The 19,921-nt window shown below is 43.0% G+C and carries 14 protein-coding genes; 4 read left to right on the forward strand and 10 right to left on the reverse strand.

Features of this window, described 5'->3' with window-relative positions:
• Positions 1-65: 65 nt before the first annotated feature.
• Positions 66-1,739: a diguanylate cyclase gene (locus L5M28_RS00635; protein WP_263202099.1), complete on the reverse strand. Its 1,674-nt coding sequence runs from the start codon at positions 1,737-1,739 to the stop codon at positions 66-68.
• A gap of 245 nt (positions 1,740-1,984) precedes the next feature.
• Here L5M28_RS00635 and L5M28_RS00640 point away from each other — a divergent pair, with 245 nt between their 5' ends.
• Positions 1,985-2,818: a DMT family transporter gene (locus L5M28_RS00640; protein WP_263202101.1), complete on the forward strand. Its 834-nt coding sequence runs from the start codon at positions 1,985-1,987 to the stop codon at positions 2,816-2,818.
• Positions 2,819-2,899: 81 nt separating this feature from the next.
• On the opposite strand, the gene L5M28_RS00645 is transcribed toward L5M28_RS00640, so the two are convergent.
• The 3 genes from L5M28_RS00645 to L5M28_RS00655 form a co-directional block, all read right to left on the reverse strand.
• Positions 2,900-3,439, reverse strand: coding sequence for a YfaZ family outer membrane protein (locus tag L5M28_RS00645; protein WP_028760670.1), 540 nt, complete (start codon positions 3,437-3,439; stop codon positions 2,900-2,902).
• A gap of 166 nt (positions 3,440-3,605) precedes the next feature.
• Entirely contained in the window at positions 3,606-4,124 is a 519-nt protein-coding gene (locus L5M28_RS00650) for a GNAT family N-acetyltransferase (protein ID WP_263202102.1), read from the reverse strand.
• 91 nt (positions 4,125-4,215) lie between these two features.
• A complete protein-coding gene (locus L5M28_RS00655) occupies positions 4,216-5,586 on the reverse strand; it encodes a magnesium transporter (protein WP_263202103.1) in 1,371 nt (456 codons plus the stop codon).
• Between the two features lie 151 nt (positions 5,587-5,737).
• Between L5M28_RS00655 and L5M28_RS00660 the strand changes: the two genes are divergently transcribed.
• Positions 5,738-6,223, forward strand: a complete 486-nt coding sequence (locus tag L5M28_RS00660; RefSeq protein ID WP_263196789.1) for a glutathione peroxidase — start codon at positions 5,738-5,740, stop codon at positions 6,221-6,223.
• 1,015 nt (positions 6,224-7,238) lie between these two features.
• Here L5M28_RS00660 and L5M28_RS00665 read toward each other — a convergent pair.
• From L5M28_RS00665 to L5M28_RS00685, 5 genes are all read right to left on the reverse strand, one after another.
• Positions 7,239-9,092 carry a M1 family metallopeptidase gene (locus L5M28_RS00665; RefSeq protein ID WP_219234251.1) on the reverse strand — a complete coding sequence of 618 codons (1,854 nt, stop codon included), beginning with the start codon at positions 9,090-9,092 and terminating at the stop codon, positions 7,239-7,241.
• Positions 9,093-9,705: 613 nt separating this feature from the next.
• A complete protein-coding gene (locus L5M28_RS00670; RefSeq protein ID WP_113941039.1) occupies positions 9,706-10,677 on the reverse strand; it encodes a PstS family phosphate ABC transporter substrate-binding protein in 972 nt (323 codons plus the stop codon).
• A 495-nt stretch (positions 10,678-11,172) separates the two neighbouring features.
• Positions 11,173-12,471, reverse strand: coding sequence for a phosphate regulon sensor histidine kinase PhoR (gene phoR, locus L5M28_RS00675; RefSeq protein WP_105249762.1), 1,299 nt, complete (start codon positions 12,469-12,471; stop codon positions 11,173-11,175).
• Positions 12,472-12,551: 80 nt separating this feature from the next.
• A complete protein-coding gene (gene phoB / locus L5M28_RS00680) occupies positions 12,552-13,241 on the reverse strand; it encodes a phosphate regulon transcriptional regulator PhoB (protein ID WP_006085167.1) in 690 nt (229 codons plus the stop codon).
• Between the two features lie 186 nt (positions 13,242-13,427).
• Positions 13,428-14,396: a porin gene (locus L5M28_RS00685; RefSeq protein ID WP_263202104.1), complete on the reverse strand. Its 969-nt coding sequence runs from the start codon at positions 14,394-14,396 to the stop codon at positions 13,428-13,430.
• Positions 14,397-14,687: 291 nt separating this feature from the next.
• On the opposite strand from L5M28_RS00685, the gene rdgC reads away from it, so the two are divergent.
• Complete coding sequence (gene rdgC / locus L5M28_RS00690) at positions 14,688-15,602, forward strand: recombination-associated protein RdgC (protein WP_113941038.1); 915 nt, start codon at positions 14,688-14,690, stop codon at positions 15,600-15,602.
• Positions 15,603-15,773: 171 nt separating this feature from the next.
• On the opposite strand, the gene L5M28_RS00695 is transcribed toward rdgC, so the two are convergent.
• Entirely contained in the window at positions 15,774-17,585 is a 1,812-nt protein-coding gene (locus L5M28_RS00695; protein ID WP_263202105.1) for a M61 family metallopeptidase, read from the reverse strand.
• 134 nt (positions 17,586-17,719) lie between these two features.
• Between L5M28_RS00695 and L5M28_RS00700 the strand changes: the two genes are divergently transcribed.
• Positions 17,720-19,882 (forward strand): tetratricopeptide repeat protein, encoded by a 2,163-nt coding sequence (locus L5M28_RS00700; protein ID WP_263202106.1) that lies wholly within the window; start codon positions 17,720-17,722, stop codon positions 19,880-19,882.
• Positions 19,883-19,921: the final 39 nt, after the last annotated feature.

Raw genomic sequence — 19,921 nt, forward strand, 5'->3', positions numbered from 1 at the left:
TAAATTCTGCGCCATTTATGTTTTCTAATGCTCTACTTAAACCATTACTTTAAGTTTTTCAATAGCTAGCTTAAATGTAGCCTCACATCGACACCGCGAGTATCTGCATACTCTTGACGACGCTTATCCATACGCGATTGATATAAGTGAGTGTCAGCAGAACGCAACCACTCATGGGGATCTGCGACCTCAGTGTTTAACGACATCCCAAAACTACACTGGCAATCTTTAAAACCATGGCTTGCTAATTCTTCACCTAAGCCACTCAAAGCACTCTGTAATAACTGGATACCAGCAGAAGGCGTCACAATCACAAACTCGTCACCACTAATACGATAAACCTTCATGTGCGCTAAGTCTGTTGCTTGCAATAACTGCACTATCAACAGCAATAATCTATCGCCTTCTTGATGGCCGAGTGTTTCATTGACACTTTTCAGACTATCGATATTCAATAGTGCTAACGCCATCGGTTGCACGACTTTATCGGAAAATCCTAATTGTGAGTTCATATATTCGTCAAAAGCATAACGATTACCGACTCGCGTTAATCCATCTAAACGTGCCTTTTCCCATGCAATCGCTAACTCTTCAATATGCGCCTTACGTTCCTCAGCAAGTAATTTCAGCTTATTCGCTAACGCTAAGGACAGCAGCAACGCATCGGCCGTGCCGCCCATCAGTGTCGCCAGCTCAGCATGTTCGATAAAATCAGGGGTTAACCCCATATTTCCGGGTAAAATAATCACCGCAGGCAACAGCAAGCAAGTAAAGGCAAGAATAAAATAACGCGCAGGAGCAAAGCCTTTCATCAAGCACACATTACCGCAGGTAATCGCTAAAGCAATCCATAGCATGATCAGTACAGAGGCAATAATTGCCGTATAGGACAACAACCAAATACTGGTCGGCAGAGCCACAATACAGGCAAACATTAAATACTGACTAAGACGCCACAGCCGCGGTGAGTAACTAGGCAACTGCAGGAAGTGCTTGTAAAACATGATATTAAAAATGGGCAAACTGATGAAAAACAGATGATGCAACTCAAGGTAATGAAAATTAAATAAGTGTGCGGGCAAATGGAAAGTCAGTGCCCAGCCACCAAAATAGGCAAATACGTAAAGGCCATAGTAGAGAAAGGCTTTATCAAGAATAGATATATAAATCAAAATATTATATAAGGCGATAAACAATAAACCGCCCAAACACAACAGCACTGCCATTGCGAGACGGTCAGACATAAGTTGATGATCCGCCACACTTTGCAAGGCTATCTCAGGGGGAGAGGAGTAATAACGGCTACTCAGCTTCACCACCAGCCAATAATCCGTGCCCATATTCAAGGTGACCTTACGGCCATAATCGAATAAAAACTGGTATGGAGCACTGTAGCCACTGTGGGCATGTTGTACGCTGCCGTCACTGCCGAGTATCCAATAATCTACGGATTCAATAATCGAATTACTTGCATCCACTACCCAGTTTGATTGACGTTGATTGACCATCACAGGTGTAATCATCCAATAATCGCCACCGGTTAAGCTGACCGAACTAGCTTCGTCGAGTTGTCCCATCCAATGGGGCACGGTTTCAAACCGCTCAGGAGGCTGTTGATCCGCTTTAACATGGAACAAATACGGGGAGTCCAACGCAATTTCAGCGCTTAATACAGAGGGACTTAATGTCCACAAGAAAAGTAAAAAACACCCAAATAGAGTTTGTTTAAGTTTGTTCATCGGCTTATTTAGTTAAAGGGCCATAGATCATTTTTACAGCTATGAAGAAAATGCTAATGCTGTCAATCTTAGTCGATAGTTGGATTTGTAGGTTAACTTTATGGCTACATTTAGTTTTTTACAATCAGTTAGGCTAAATTAGTCGGATATACCATGCCTTATGATGCTATTTTAGTCTCAAAGTCCAAACTGCGGCATGAAATTCAAGATACACCTTAATACTGACTTATTTTTGCTGGGATCCTATGCAGCCTCTATTGATGATTTTAGCCGCACAACTACTGATTGCCAGCGGTAACCTATTGGTTAAGTTGCTTGAAACCAATGTGCCTGTTTTTCAACTGGTGCTCTACAGGCAATTATTTGCCACTCTGCTTGTACTGCCTTTTGTGTGGCACTTACAGGGTAATCTTAAACTCAGTCCTTTTTACAAAGTGCATCTCGCCCGCGCGCTATTGATTGGACTGGGCAACGCCATTTTTATGCTTGCTATTCTGCATCTTCCGCTCGCAACAGTAACAGCAGTGATTTATACCTCACCCTTGTTACTGCTAGTACTATCGGCCATTTTTTTAAATGAACGAATTGGTTATCGACGCACGGTCGCAGGTCTTATCGGCTTTAGCGGCATTTTGCTTATCAGCCAACCAACAGAATTTAACCTGTACATAGGTTTAGCCTTTTTCGGTGCCATGACATCAGCGTTGAATAGTTTGATTTTAAAGGCCTATTCGACCCATGAACATCCTTTTTCCATGCTCTTTTGGTCTAATGCCTTTGCGATGATATTTCTGATACCTGCGACCTTATACGAAGGCGCCGAATTTAGTTTACCAGTGGCGCAAGTGGGACTGACTTTGGGACTATTTTACATTGCCATGACCTATCTCATCATCCATGCCTATCGACGTGCCGATGCGAGCCAAATGGCACCAGTAGAATATACAGGATTGATTTTTGCAGCCTTGTTAGGCTGGTGGATACTCGATGAAGAACTCAGCCTAGTGATTTTAATCGGTATTGGATTGGTCATTTTCTCATCCATATTGCCAAGCTACTGTGAGCTAAAGGCGAAATGAAAAAGCCGGCGAAGTTAACCTCGGCCGGCTCTTTAATTCGACATCACGATCGCAATACAGCTAAATCAATATGCCTTGTGCTTAGAAACGGAATTTACCGCCAATATACACACCATCTTCGAAAGTAAAATTGCGGGCATCATCGTATTCGAAGGCAATCTTGCGGTAACCAACATAAAGTGCCATGTTTGGCGTTATACGGTATTGCACCTTTGAGTCTAATTCATAATGACCATCAACATTGCCAAATGACAATACAGACGGTGCATAGTAAGCCGCAGCGTGCAGTGAAATATTGGGTCCCATTGATAGTGCATAACGACCACCAACAGAAACGGCACTGCCATTGGGTGAATAGTCAGACCAAAGCTGGCTTAACTGAGCACCAACCTCAAAGTGATGCACACCCGCATCATGGGTCATGTGCATTGCACCTTGAGCGATATGGCCGCCTTCATCCGCATAGATATAACCCAAAACTGCGTTAGTATCTTTGTTCAATTGCAGTTCTAACTCAGTTGAAACCACATCGTTGTTCAACCCAAGATTAAATTCTGACGCATTCACTTGCAGCGCTGCTGCACTCAATAATAAGACACTTGCTACTCTGAACTTAGCCATAAAAAAACACCTCAATAATGACTGTGGGTAATAGCCGCGGATCATACCGAATAAATAAAGAAAATCAGCCTATTTGCGTATAAAGAGGGATTATTTGCGAGGAATATACAAATGTAGAACAAGATGAAAACACATTAAGATCTAAGTCTTTTCACTTACAACACAATTAGACCGATGGGGTACGATCGCCAACTAAAGACTGCATTATCGCTTCAGCATCGACATTAACGCTTAAAGCTAAGTAATACCAACCCACAGTATTTCCCGTGCCACGGATACTCAAATAATTACGCCAAAACTGAAAACCTGCCTTCAATAAATTAGCTTGACTCGACGTGTTCTCGGCGCGAATAGTGGCGTATAAAATCAAGATCCCCAAAGCCTTAGCCACTTCGATACGTTTTTGCGTTAAACCTTGTGCTATGCCTTGACGCCGATAATGGGGCGACACCACCAGATAACCCAATTCACCGACAGTGCCTTTATCGACAGTGCCTTTACCAGCTTTTATCGCAGCGCAACCCACTATCTCACCCTCGATAGTTTTCGCTAAGATCACCGCACGGGAATGGAAAAAGACCTGATGATCCAACGGATGAGCATTATCATCACGCCCATCAATTAATTGTGCCGCCAGCGCTAATTCTTCCGGCTTTTCACCTATAACAAACTGAATGTTATTCATATCCAGATTAAACCGTTAATGTTCCCAACATACGGTGAATGCACACCAAATTGCCGTGCATTCATCTTCCAAACTCACCCAAGAGCCCACGCTACAGATATAACAACGTCGCCATACCTAAGAAAGTAAAGAAACCCACCACATCGGTCACAGTCGTTAAGATCACTGAACCCGATAACGCCGCATCTTGATTAAACTTCTGTAACACCATAGGCACTATCACCCCAGCTATGGCTGCAACGGCCATATTAATCAATATCGCACAACCGATCACTATACCTATCGTCACTTCACCGAACCACCAGCCAGAGACTAAACCTATCACTATCGCCCACAAAAATCCGTTAACTATGCCAATGCCGAGTTCGTTCTTCATTAGCGAAAACAAGTTACCCGCCGAAATCTGTCCCATGGCCATGCCGCGGATCATTAGCGTTAGAGACTGGCTCCCCGCGATACCGCCCATAGAAGCAACAATCGGCATCAACACCGCTAATGCAACCACTTGTGATAGGACATTTTCAAATAAACCAATGGTCGCTGAGGCAAGGAAAGCCGTCAGTAAATTGATCCCAAGCCATACAGCACGGCGCTGAGCACCTTTCATAATAGGGGCGAACAAGTCGTCGGATTCATCCATACCCGCTGTTGCCATCAACTGCGCCTCATAATGCTCACGCACTAATGCCGTTGCGGTTCGTAGCGTCACGCGGCCGATTAACTCTCCGGACTCATCAATCACAGGCAATTCAATTTCGCGGCTGTGCTCTATCGCTTCGGCCGCTTCTAAAAGACTCGTATCGGCGGATAACGCACGGCAGTCCTCAGACAAAAGTGAAATCAATAATTCATCGGGATTATGTTTAAAAATATCATAACGACGAACAGTACCTTGATACTTATCCAGATCATCAACGATAAACAAATTGTCGTTACAATCGAGCTCTATACGGCGAAAGAAGCGCTGCGCTTGAGCAACTGTCGCCTTATCACTGAGCACCAACATTTGATGATCGGTATAACGGCCGATTTCATTCTCAGAATATTGATCATAAAGTTCGAATCGTTGTCGCTGACGCTCCCCCATCTGAGCCAAGGCACGATCGGTAAAACTTTCAGGAAGATAATCACTCCACTCAATTAAATCTTCAGGGCTTAATTGCGCAAATAACAGATCCACTTCATTGTCAGGCATCCGCTTCAGGATCCCCATGCGTGGATCGGCACGCATCAGGCTCAGCACAGTCACTCTGTCAGCAAATTCAACTTGCTGCCAACGCTCATAACGCTCATCCAAGGGCAAGGACTCAAGCGCTAAGGCTATGGTTCCAGGTTCTGAGTCATTCAGAATTTCACTAAACACTTCAGCCTGTTCTTCGCCTTCAACTTCAGTGAGTTGTTGAACTACTTGCCCCACATCCGCTTGCATGTTTGTTTCGTATTCTGCGTCATTTTCTATCACACAGATGCCCTTTTCTTTAGCCACAAAATTGCTGTAACTATATTGATAATTAAGTAAATTAGCAAACTCACAAAATAAATTGCGCGCAATTATATTGCTAAAAATTATTTTAAGGTTTATGCTGTTTGGCTAAGATCCTACGGAGGTGAACATGACTACGAATATATACAGCCAATCAGCAACAGACATTCAAGGCAACACGGTAAGCTTAGAGCAGTATCGGGGCAAAGTACTCTTAATCGTCAACACCGCCAGTGAATGTGGATTTACACCGCAATACAAAGGATTAGAAGCGCTATATCAAAAATACAAAGATCAAGGATTAGTGATTTTAGGCTTTCCTTGCAATCAATTTGGCGCCCAAGAAAAAGCCGATGAACAAGGCATTCAAGCCTTTTGTGAATTGAATTTTGGCGTGACGTTTCCGCTATTTTCTAAAATAGAAGTGAATGGCGAACATACGCATCCACTTTATCAATACCTTAAGAAAGCCGCTCCCGGCGTATTAGGCACTCAAGGTATTAAATGGAATTTCACTAAATTTTTAGTTAATCGCCAAGGCGAAGCAATCGAAAGATTTGCATCAACGACCAAACCCGAAGCATTAGAAAGTAAAATTGCTGCTTTGCTAAAATAATTTAATCACTATCTATTTGAAATCTTGCAATTTATAAAAATTTAGATTTATTTTAATTTTTTATGGAACTTTAACCGTACAAGGCCCCTCAAATGTATTGAACAGTGAATGTCTTTTTCATGTTCATCATCTCCCAGGGGCTTCTAGCGCAGTCCCCTTGACCTAGGAATAGGTCATTAGGCAACCATTAGGTTGCCTTTTTTTATCCCTTTATTTTATATGTAATATAAATGTAACAACTAAGTGTGGGCACTCAATATCTCTCAAAAACTTTTTTTGTCTTTTTTCTGATATCGGTGAACTTAATTAAAAATGGCGACTCTGAGTATAGGTAAGGATTAACGGATAAGATTAAATGCACCTTGAGAATGAAATATGTGAAGTCGCAGTTTCATGCACTCAAATGACACAGTTTCTGTTTTATCGCATTGAGTCGAATTGGTTGGTCGTTCATCATCATCTCCCTTTTGGGACGCAATAGAAAACACGCTAGCGCACTGAATTCTATTTGTATCCCGCACTGATTTCCTTGTGGCAACCTTAGGTTGCCATTTTTTTACTCAAATTTCAACAAGCGCTAACGCTAGCTTATAGATTAATAAACTGACACGCGTTTAATTTTTTATCCCCATGATTTTAATGTAGAAAAAATGTAACACTTAAGTGTGAGTACTCAGTATTCCCCAGAAAAATGTCCCATAAAATCTTTTTTAAACTTTTTGGGATTTTTTTCTGATATCAGTGAACTTAATTAAAAATGGTGACTCTGAGTATAGGTAAGGATTAACAGATAAGATTAAATGCACCTTGAGAATGAAATATGTGAAGTCGCAGTTTCATACCCTCAAATGACACAGTTTCTGTTTTATCGCATTGAGTCGAATTGGTTGGTCGTTCATCATCATCTCCCTTTTGGGACACAATAGAAAACACGCTAGCGCATTGAATTCTATTTGTATCCCGCACTGATTTCTTTGTGGCAACCCATAGGTTGCCATTTTTTTTACCTAAATTTCTATAAGCTGAGTGATTTGTCCAATTGAACTTGAATCGAAGGATGATAGCCTGCACGAGCCTTTGTATAGATGTCTTTTAATTCAGAGTGATATCCCGCAATTTGTAACTCAGCATAGAGTGGCCGCACAAATTTACCGCGTCCAATACGCACTAAATAGGCACTTAATGCCGGCAACACAGGATCATAATGATTACGAATAGCGACTCGAAACCAATCACAGGCAATTTCTGCATTAGTCGATTGGGTTAATTGGAAGGTTTCATCCAGATCCATCAATTGAACTTGACTAACGACTTCAGGTAATTGGGTCAGAAAATATTGCCAATGGTGCACTCGCCAATCTTTAACACTTAATCTGCCCGCTGCTGTTCCCTGTAGAAAACACGCCAGCGCATCATCGACTTTATCTAAACTCATGGATGTTGGTCCGCAATAGCCCTTAGGTAAGCCTTCACCATAAATCCACGTTAATAGTTCAGCCTCAGTGATTTTATCTGCATGTAATTGCAGTAAAGTTTGTTTTGCGTACTCGACAAACACTTCAGTGGTAATGGCTTTAAACGCAAAATGATTCACATAAGTGAGTAAAAATTTATCAAATTCTACTCGCCCTAGCCTACGCTCTAAATCATGGACAAACATCGAAGCCTTATCATAAGTAAAACGATTAAAGGCAAGATTAGGATCGTCCTGCTGCACATTAGCGGGTAAAGTTTGCTTACCCGTAGGCAAAGACGCTATTTCTTCTTTTAAGCGACCAAACTCTATCACCCATTCTAATTCTGCCTGTTCTTTGCCGTAGACAGCCTCGACAATACGGTTAGTAAAATAGGTCGTGAAACCTTCGTTTAACCAGAGATCACGCCAAGTCGCATTACTGACCAGATTACCCGTCCAAGAATGCGCTAACTCATGGGCAACGGTTGACACTAAACTTTTATCACCAGCAATGAGCGTGGGCGTTAAAAAGGCTAAACGCGGATTTTCCATTCCACCGAATGGAAAACTCGGCGGCAAGATAATCATGTCATAGCGGCCCCATACGTAAGGACCTAACAATGACTCGGCAACGTCGAGCATGTATTCAGTATCTTCAAACTCTTTTGCGGCGGCCGCTAGCATGCTCGGCTCGGTATACACGCCGCATCTTGGACCTATCGCTTGAAAGGCAATATCACCCACAGCCAAGGCCATTAAATGGGTCGGAATAGGCTGTTCCATCTCAAAGTGAAACACACCATTAAGTGGCGTATCGGGATGATTCATCGCGCTCATAACGGCGCGCATGCCTTTGGGCACTTGCACCTTAGCATCAAAAGTGATCCGCACCTTAGGCGTATCTTGTAATGGGATCCAACTGCGGGCATTGATCGGTTGCGATTGACTAAAGAGGTAAGGTAACTGTTTACCCGCGGTTTGCTCAGGCGCTAGCCACTGTAATCCTTGGGCGGACGGAGAGGTTTGATAGTGAATACAAATCTGCTTGCAAGGAGATTCTGGTAACGTGATACACAATTTTTGCCCGAGTATGGGGTCAGCTTCATTAAGCACAAAATCGAGCGGTTCTTCATCCATTTCTGTTAATACATTCACCCCCTCTGTAGCATTAAAACAAGTCACAGCGAGTATGGTTAGATCTCGACTATCAAGCCAAAGCTCTGTTACATCACACTCAAGAAAATCCAAGGACAGCGTCGCTTTAGCGAAAAGACGCTGCGCGTCAAAATCCACCATGACATCCAAAGAGACATGGGTCACTTGCACTTGTTCGGTATTCGCAAAAGAATGGTAATCTCGGGTTAAATCCCAAGGGGCTACATCAGCTAATGTACTCTTAGTTGGTTGCAACACTGTCGCCTCGATATTCAAGTTTTGAGCGGTATGTTCTAAATAGTGGGTTATGAGTTACCTTGCTGTGGTGACGGGCTTGATAACTTATCACTAATCATTGGGAGGTATTATCGACTGCAAATTTACTCAGAGGCAAATCGTAACTGAGCTCTAGAGCTCCTTAGGAACAAGTTTTTTGTAACAGTTCATCTTTGGGTGTAGGTACCGAGTTTGCAATAAGCTATCTCTAGCTTGCTGGATTTATCGGTAGTCACAGTAGAAGCAGCTAAAATTGAGACGTGCAAACTTGGCAAAAATCGAGTCAGCCTCTTTTTATAAAAACAAAATGCAAAATTATTTAAAATATTTCGCACTTTCCCTGAACTAATTTGATGATGCTGAGTCAGATATTATGAACCGAATCTTTGTAATGAGTTTCTTCGTTCATCATCATTCTCCTTTAGATGGTTTCTAGCGCGACCGTCCCAAGATTCCGAATTGGAATTTACAGCAACCTACTTAGGTTGCTTTTTTTATGCCTTTAATTTGGTCTAAACCTGACATCATTACACATTTAAAACCACAAAAACAAAAAGGACCTCCTGAGAGGTCCTTAATTAACAAGCCATTTGACTTACAAGCGAATACCTACTTGCTCTAAATCTTTAGCAACTACGCTATTAGGCACTGGCACATAGCCATCTTTCTCTACCACTTGCTGACCTTGCTTAGACAACACATAACGCAGGAATTCTTTTTCCATTGGTGCTAAGTCTTTGTTTGGTTGCTTGTTCACGTAAACGTATAAGTAACGTGATAGTGGGTAAGTACCATTAGCCGCGTTTTCAGCTGTAGCTTCGATAAACTCATTGCCTTTCTTAGCGATGGCAACAGCTTTAACACCTGCAGTTTTGTAACCGATACCTGAGTAGCCAATCGCATTCAAAGATTGAGAAACAGATTGCACAACAGAAGCTGAACCAGGTTGCTCGTTTACGTTAGCTTTAAAGTCACCTTTACAAAGCGCGTGCTCTTTAAAGTAACCGTAAGTGCCCGATACTGAGTTGCGACCGTAAAGTTGAACGTCTTTGGCAGACCAGTTACCGTCTAAGCCTAAATCGCCCCAACGTTGGATGTCACTGCTACCACATTTGTGAGTTGAAGAAAAAATGCCATCAACTTGCTCAACGCTTAAGCCTTTGATTGGGTTATCTTTGTGCACGAATACGGCTAAAGCATCGATAGCAACACGAATCGCAGTTGGCTTATAACCAAAATGCTTTTCGAACGCTTCAACTTCATTAGGCTTCATCTTACGGCTCATAGGACCGAACTGTGAAGTGCCTTCAGTCAACGCTGGTGGCGCAGTAGAAGAACCCGCCGCTTGGATCTGAATGTTGACGTTAGGGTACATTTGTTTAAATTCTTCTGCCCAAAGTGTCATCATGTTGGCTAAGGTATCTGACCCTACAGATGATAAGTTGCCAGATACACCGCTCGCTTTTTCATAAGTAGGCAAAGATGGATCAATCGATGCCATCGCAGTGGCAGAGAATACACCAGCGGCTGTTAGAGTAATCGCGCCGACAAGCTTTTTCAGTTTCATTATGTGCTCCAGTAGTAAGCTAACTAATTTGTAACTTAAGTTTCTTCAGACGCAGCCAGTATCAATCGCTACAATGACAATTCTATGTCCGTGATATGACACTTAAATGACAATGCACTATTTATCGCTTTTTTCTGTCATTAATACCAATCACATTAAATATCTAATCAGTTCAGAGCCTCACAGGCATTTCAATCCAAGGCGCATTGACGCAGAAATGGTCATTCATGCAACACCGGAGTGGGATGCCTGTGTGGCTCCCGAAGGGCGGCTGATGTTAACGGCATGGCAACGCGCTTTATACTGCGTTAAAGGCTTTCGACAGAGCACCACTCTGCCTTCAAGCCTTCGCCTTGTCTAAAGCGCGTTGAATCCCCGCTGAATGAACAGATATTTAATACTATTGGTATAATAAAGACTCAATAAATCTAGAAATAAAAACAGGCCCTAATGGCCTGTTTTTATTATTTATTGTAAATATTTCACTCACACATACTATTTCTTACGTTCGATAAGATGCAAAGGGATAATAAAGCTAAAAGTACTGCCTTTACCGACTTCACTGCTGATTTTAAGCTTACTGTGATGGTGGTTAAGCGCATGTTTTACTATCGCTAAACCTAAACCACTACCACCGGTTTGCCTTGAGCGCGCACTGTCTACCCGATAAAAGCGTTCTGTTAATCGACCAATATGCTGAGCCGCAATACCTTCACCCGTATCCGTTACGCTAAAGATGGCACCCGTAGCCACACTGCACCACTGCACTGTAATTTTCCCGCCAGGTTCTGTGTAACGAATCGCATTAGAAATCAAGTTAGAACAGGCACTTCTCAGCTGCAATTCATTGCCGTGAGAATCAAGTCCAGGCTCACAATAGAAACTCAACTCATACTTATCTTGTGCCAGCGCCTTAGCTTCCTCCTTGAGCACCTCCATCAACTGCGTCATATTCACAGTGTTTTCGAGGTTAATATCCGCCGCATCTTCAATTCGCGATAACATCAATAGCTGTTCGACCATAGATTGCATTCGTCGTGTCTGCTGCTGCATCAATGCTAACGGCTTGACGTTCATCGAATCAGGCTCAGCCATGCTTTGCATCATTTCGAGGTAACCCTGTAGCACAGTGAGCGGCGTTTTTAATTCATGCGACACATTCGCGACAAACTCTTTTCGCATTCCCTCAAGCTGACGTATACGAGTGATATCCCGCGCAATTAACAGTAGCTGCCTGTCACCGTAAGCCATGATACGGATTTCAAGCAAACGCCTATCCGATACCGGCGAAGGTAACTCCAGCGGCTCTTTGTATTGTGCGGATTTAATGTAAGCAGAAAAATCAGGATGACGGATTAAATTATCGATTCGTTGACCATTATCCTGTGGCCACACAAAACCGAGAATGAGTTGCGCTAACTTGTTGCACCATAAAATATTATGTTCTGAATCAAGCACGACAGCGGCATCGGGTAACGCCTCTGCACCTTGACGGAATCGTGCCAGCAGTGCGGCCAGTTGACCGACACGTCGACGATTCTTCCCTTGAAGGCGATAAATACCGTTAAATACACCTTCCCAGCTCCCACTGCCCTGCGGCGGCGTGAGTTTCCTATCCCGCCATAACCAAAAGTTAAGCCGTGATAATTGTCGGTAATGCCAGCAAACTAACCCTAGCGTGCCGATAAAAAGTATCCAGAGAAGTTTCCCTACCAATAAACCTATTAGCGCGCAAAGCAGTAGATATAAACCTAAGCGCGTAAACAACCGATACCCTGAATAAGAGTCAGACATAAATAAACCCAAACATCAGGCTAAATAAGAGGAGCACAAGATAGCGTAAAAGCTAACTTGTGCCTAACAGTTATTCAGCACTAAATGCGTGTAGAGAAACGATAACCAGCGCCACGAACCGTTTGGATCAAGCGATCATGACCAGACTCTTCAACGGCTTTACGAAGGCGTCTGATATGCACGTCAACGGTTCTGTCTTCAACATACACATTGGTGCCCCACACATTATCGAGCAGCTGTTCACGGCTGTAAACACGCTCAGGATGGGTCATGAAAAAGTGTAATAAACGAAATTCGGTTGGGCCCATATCTAATACAGTTTCACCCACACTCACCCTGTGACTCACAGGATCGAGCATTAAGCCCTGTACATCAATGGTTTCTTCTAAACGAGTCGGTGCACTGCGACGCAATACGGCTTTAATACGTGCGACCAGCTCTTTAGGGGAAAAAGGTTTAGTGATGTAATCATCGGCGCCAACTTCGAGGCCTTTGACTTTATCTTCCTCTTCACCGCGGGCGGTTAACATAATGATCGGAATTTGGCGCGTAAACTCATCTTGCTTTAAGCGTTTCGCCAATTGAATACCACTTCCGCCAGGAAACATCCAATCCAATAAAATCAGATCGGGGTAAGGCTCCTTTAGCAGCGCAATGGCCGAATCAAAATCTTCCGCCGCAGAGGTTGTAAACCCATGCTGTTCCATTACAAAAGTCAGCATCTCGCGGATGGCCAACTCGTCTTCTACTATCAATATCCTTGCAGTCATAAGTGATTTTCTGTCAGTGAATGTCAACACGGCTATTATTAGTCATTTTTATTACAGATTTATGAATAAGCACGCCGCTTGAGCCATATAGTAGTAATATTTGTCATAATAAGTTTATATAACTGTTTGTTTATAGCAATAAAAAAGGAGGCTATATGCCTCCTTAATTGAGTTTTAATGCTGGATTTAGAATTTGTGTTCTAAGCCAACACCAATGTATTTGTCATCATCTGTAGACGCTTCTAACGAACGGTTCGTGTAGAAAGCGAATAGTTTAGTTGGCTTACCTAAGCTGTAGTCTGCACCTACCGACCATGAATCACCAAGTTCTTCCATATCTTGGAACTGAGCTTTTAAAGTAACAGCATCGATATCATAGGCAGCGCTTAATAGATAGCCGTTAGCACTTTCTGCAGTGACTTCAACTGGCATCGACGTTGCAGAATCAAATTTATAGGTTTGCTCTTGTTGCTGGTACATACCACCCAGTTTAATACCGACTAACTTAGCTTGTAAGCTGGCACGAACAATCTCATATCCAGACACATCTGAGTCATAAGCAAGAGATGCATAAACGGGTGTTTTCTTCAGTTTCGCATCACCATACATGGCCGCTAAGCTAAAACCATCTTGAGCAAATTGACCTTTTACATCATTTCCTTCGGCAACATAGGTAACACCGAATACAAAATCACCAAAGGAAGGCGTAAGGTAAGTCGCCGTTTGAGCAGCGCGAACTTCACCCTTGAACAGCTTACCTAAGTCACCTGAAAGGTCGTTAAACTGATCAACATCACCTTGAGAAATTTTCAACAAGGTATCATTACGACCCACAGAGAACGAACCAAATGCGCCTTTCAAACCAACAAATTGGTTACGTGCAGTAAAGTTATCGCTTGATGCTGCACCTGTATCAACTTGATATTCCACTGTGTAGAAAGCTTCCAGCGAGCTAGACAGCGCAAAATCACCCTTCACACCAAAACGAGAAGCATTACTTTGAATAGTTGTTGTAGCATCACCTTTCTCATCATTTGATTGAGCAGTGACATTCAACTTACCATAAACAGTCAGTGGCTCAGCGGCATTAGCTGAAGCCAGAGTTGCAGAAGCTAGCGCAGAAGCAAGTAGAGTTTTACAAAAAACGTTCATCATTTAATCCTTTCGACGTTATGTTCGTCTTGGTTATTGGTTTGGAACGACCGAAAGTTTGCAATGAATGTGTTTCAATTTTATTTCAATTGTGACCATTAACGTTGGCATGCAAAAAAGCTGACGCGAAGCCAGGCATAAAACCCAGTAAAAATGAGGGCTGCAGCTAAGCTAATTATTATGTTACAGTTTAATGAATTCTGATCCTCAGTTAAAAATCAGCTATTGAACACAGGTTTACCCCGCCCAAACTATGCCGTAAACTGCCACTTTAATTTTCAATGGGCGCCTCTTATGTGGTTTAAAAATCTTACTCTTTATCGTTTCAATAAACCTTTTGCCGTCGAAACCGAAGCGCTAGAAACTGCGTTGGCCGATTTCACTTTCTCCCCCTGCTCAAGCCAAGATGTCAGTAAATTTGGTTTCTCAAATGCGTTAGGCAAAAAAGGCAGTTCTTTGGTCCATAGCGCTGACAATCGCCATCTGATCTGCGTGACTAAAGAAGAGAAAATTCTGCCAGGCCAAGTGATCAAAGAAGCCTTAGAAGAAAAAGTGGCTCTCATTGAAGATGAAGAAAATCGTAAACTGGCGAAAAAAGAAAAAGATGCGCTAAAAGATGAAATCATCACTAGCCTACTGCCACGCGCTTTCTCGCGCCGAAGCCAAACCCACGCCTTGATTTTGCCTGAGCTAGAAATGATCCTCGTTGATAGTTCAAGTGCTACTAAGGCCGAAGAATTATTAGCGTTATTACGTAAAGCGCTCGGCAGTTTACCTGTGATCCCACTGAGCTTTAAAGCGCCAGTCGAATCCAATTTAACTGAATGGCTAAAACTTGGCAGCGCACCATTACCCTTTGAAATGCAAGACGAAGCCGAGCTAAAATCTGAAGCTGATGAAGGCGGAATTGTGCGCTTTAAGCAGCAGGATTTGAAAGAAGACGAAGTGTTAGCTCACTTAGCTACAGGTAAGCAAGTACACAAGTTAGCGCTGCATTTCGGCCAATCGATTGCACTATTATTGCAATCAGATGCCAGCGTGAAGCGCCTTAAATTCTCTGAAGAATTTAGAGCAGGGAACGATGAAGTCGGCACTGACGATCCTATGGCTCGTTTAGATGCAGACTTTGCCCTAATGGGCAGCGAGTTAGTCGCCTTGATGCATGCACTCGTGGCCGCCCTTGGTGGACTCGAAGACGCACAAGTTTAAGCAAAACTCGTTAAGCAGACGAGTTCTGCAACTCGCTTGTTAGACTGAGCCGTACAAGATAAGAAAAGGCGCCCCCATCAAAATAATGGTTGCGCCTTTTTTATGACGATTTTACTTTAGGTGGCTTTAAGACAAAGGCATTTAGATGCTAAATATGAAGTCATAACCACATTAAGCTTTAGTCGCTAACTCGCCTTTATTGTCAAACGGCCAATCAATGCCTAACCAAGTCTTGAAGAAAGCTTTTTGCTGTTTAGTCGCTTTTGCATCCCCCTTGAGCACTAGCTTACCGCTTTGTTGCTCGCCAAGGGTGAGCTGTACTTGCTTGATTTTATCGTTGCTAAATAATGTCACCTCTACACTATCGCCAACCTTAAAGTCTTTGATGCGCTTATAGAAACCCGCAGCAGTCACCTTGAGACCATTAATCGCTAATACTTCATCCCCCGCAACTATGCCCGCTTGCCAAGCAGGACCATTACGCAACACTTGGTCTAACACTAAAGAGCCATGGGTGCTGCTCAAGGTCATTCCCGCAAATGCCTCAGCTTTTGAATCTTTACCATAGGACAGATTTAACCCAGCCTGTGATAATAATTCTGGGAAATCTAAACTCATGGGACTATTCACATTGACTTGCCACCAAGGTGCATAATCTTTGCCGGATAAGTCTTTAAGAATGTACTGAACATCACTAACACCATAGCCTTTTGGTACGCGATGTTCTTGATATAAACGACGGTGCACATCGCGATATGAATACTTAAGCTCGGAGTCTTGCAGTAATGAAAAATCTAAGGCTAAAGAGGTTAAGTAACCCTCTGAGTAAATATTTACACTGTGGTTAATGGCATAATCGCCACCGATACTGCTCCACTCCCCTGCACTCGCCTCTGCCACAGATTGAGTTTCACGACCTGGATTGAGTTGGTTTTTCTCGACGCGCTTGGCTAAATCTTCGAGGAACTCTTTAACTGTTATCACTCCAGCCCGCAACAGCAACTGATCTTGAAAATAACTGGTAGAACCTTCAGCCATCCACAGTAATTCCGTCATGTTTTCATGTTGATAATCGTAGGGAACTAATCCCTCGGGGCGATAAGCCTTCACGTTCCAGGTATGGATAAACTCATGGGATGCAGTGCTAATAAAGCGCAGGTAGTCCTTGCGTTCACGGAAACTAAAGCGCGGCAGTTGAATGACAGTAGAGTTTAAATGTTCTGTCGCGCCACTGGCACCACTCGTTGCATGCACCATATAAACGTAACGATCAAAAGGATAATCATCCCAAATCACCTTAGCTTGACCGCTTAAGGCTTTAAGATCCTTTACTATTTTATCCGTGTCATAGTTACCTTCCCCCCAAAACACCAATTCATAGTTTTTACCATTAGCACTAAATTGTTTATGAGTACTCACACCAGTTTCAATCGGGGAGTCGATCAACACATCATAATTAGGGGCAATAAAGGAATGAGCGGCCTTACCCGATGACATCCCAGAGTAACTTTGCCAATTTTTAGGCACTTTTAATTCTACGGATATTGGTTCAGAGCGAAATTGCGGACTGTACATGAACACACCGCTAGCATCTAAATAGGCATGGCTCGCGTCAATATGGCGCACCCTTTGGCCTAATTCATTAGCATACAATTGATAACTGACGGTAACACGGGTTGGCTGCGTGAGCGCCACTTGCCATTCACCGCTCGCGGTGCGCTTCCATTGCAGTTCATGACCTTGACTATCTTTAGCACTAAATAAGCGCACACCATCGGCCAAAGGCAATACTTGATATTTGCCCGTCCGCCACACAGGGAGATTCACCGTAAAATCGTTCGTCTTCACTTCAGGAAAAGTGACACTCACTTGGGCAATATGGTGTTCGGGTTTAATAAGGTCGATTTGGTATTTCACATCGGCCAATACTTGACCCGAAAATAATGCGCTCAATATCAAGATTGATAGTCTGTTGGGTTTCACTCTTGCTTCCTTCTGTTATTATGCTTCTTATGATTTTTCCAAGTATAACAAGTCGATGTAGCATCCTCATTAGGCGCTAACAAAAGCTAACAAAATAAGTTCCTTGACTAAAGGAATGAGGAATCACAGTTCAAATGCAAAAACTCACGGTTATTTTATTTACTTTGTTGCTGTCACTGCCTTTTACAGTCCAAAGCCGAGATCTCGAAGCGGATGAGGTTGAGTTAAGAGAATCACCACAGCAAATGTATGATGCGCTCAACAAAACGATTTCCTTTCCCCTCGCTTTTCAAAACCGTGACCAATTTGAGCGCGCAGCCCAAGAGCAAGGCTACAATCCACTCGAATTTGAACAGATTTTGTATTTGCTGGCCCGCCTCAATATGGAGCCAAACGTTAAAACCAAGGTCGATTTTCAAAACGCAAAAAGCTTGATTGAACTCCTATCGACTGCGGCGCAATCGCCCTACGAACTTGCCATGGTCGCCATGTTAAATGGCCGTTACCTTGGCCGTACGGAACAGAAATATCAAGAAGCGATTGGTCTTTATAATGAAGCGCTCACCCGCATCAACGACAGCTATGACATCGAAGCATTAATTCTTAAACACAATATTCATGAACATCTAGGTGGCTTACATTTATTGATCCGCCAGGAAGTGCCTGCACTGATGCACTTCCACACATACCGCGACATTGCCTATAAACTCAGAAACGATTACTTAATCGCGGCGGCTGAAGCGAGGCTTGGCTTTTATTACAATTTTAATCAGCAGCTTACAAAATCATTACAGCATTATAGTGAAGCGATTCGGATCTCCAATCGTTCTAATTACCCATCAATGAAAACCAATCTGCAATTACAACTTTCTAAGGTATATCGTGATTTAAAGCAGTGGGATGAAGCGCTTAAAAACGCTCATGAAGCCGCGGCTGGATTTAAAAAAATGGGCAATGACACTTATCTTTCAAGTTGTATGACAGTGATCGCTATGGTCTATGGCGAACAAGGGGATTGGCATAAAGCGATTGATTACTACCTAAATGCCCAGCAATTAGATGCAAAACGCGGTAACTACATCGCACAGGGGCTTAATTTCCATAATTTAGGACAAGCCTACTCAAATATTAAAGACAATGTTAACGCCCTAAAATATTTACTGATGGCCAATCAAATATTCAAAGAAAAACAAAGCCATCACTATCAAGTTTATAACGAACTCTTAATTGGTGAAATCGCCCAAACCAACCAAGATTGGCCGCTGATGATGGCCCATGCCGATATCGCATTAGCACTCGCGGTCGATTTAAAACTGGTCGATGAACAAAAATCCGCACTCACACTTATCGCCTCGGCGGCGAAGAAATTAGGTGAATTATCAAAAACCATCGATGCCCAAGCCCGTATCATTGAGCTAGGTAAAAAGCCAGCTGAGACAGATAAAGACTCCCCAATGTCGGCCTCTGCCCTTGCAGAGCAACAGCTAAAACTTGAGCTCAACATGCTACAGGGAAAACTCGTTGAGACAGTGAAAGAAAGCAACAACACTCACACGCTACTGCTCATTTGCAGCCTTATTGCCGGACTCTTGCTGCTCGTGATTATTTTCATGCTACAAAATCGTCGCAAAATAATGGCTAAAAACGCGGCATTAACTCAATTAACGCTGCAGGAACCCTTCACTCACAATTTAGGGTATGCCGCATTATTAGCGCACTTAAGCCATAATCAAAGTCAGGAATCCACAACGGCACTCGCGATTATCGCCTTTCCCACCCAACTTACGGCGGATCTGGACTATGGCCAATATTTTAGTGATGCAGTAACAGCGCAAATTGCCAATCATCTAACGGATGCACTTGCAGCATCTGTTTATGTGGTACGCCAAGGGGTATTTGCGGTTCGGTTCACGCAACCTATTGAGCCGACACAAATACTCAGCCAAGTACGCCTGAAACTCGATGAACAGCAAATCACACATCATTTCCGTCTTGGCTTTGCGCATTTGCCACTTTTAGCTAAATCAGAAATTAAAATGGCCGCGAAATTAAAATTTGAAACAGTGCAGATGGCGCTTGCCTGTGCCCGTAGTTTAGGTGGTAATAACGACTATTATGTCGCTCTCAGAGCCCTCGACTTTGTTCCTTTGAGCTTATTTGCAAATCCGTTATTTTTGCACCTTGAAAAAGGCATTGAGCGTGGATTAATCAGATTAGAGACCAACGGCAATAAAGAGGATATTCGCTGGCCTTGCTGGGAAAATAACCAAGATAGGCAATTACTGGAAAATATTTGATCAATATCGGTAATTAATCACAGAGTCACTGGTAAATCG

This window comes from Shewanella sp. SW32, from assembly GCF_025653365.1.
Lineage (GTDB): Bacteria > Pseudomonadota > Gammaproteobacteria > Enterobacterales > Shewanellaceae > Shewanella > Shewanella oncorhynchi.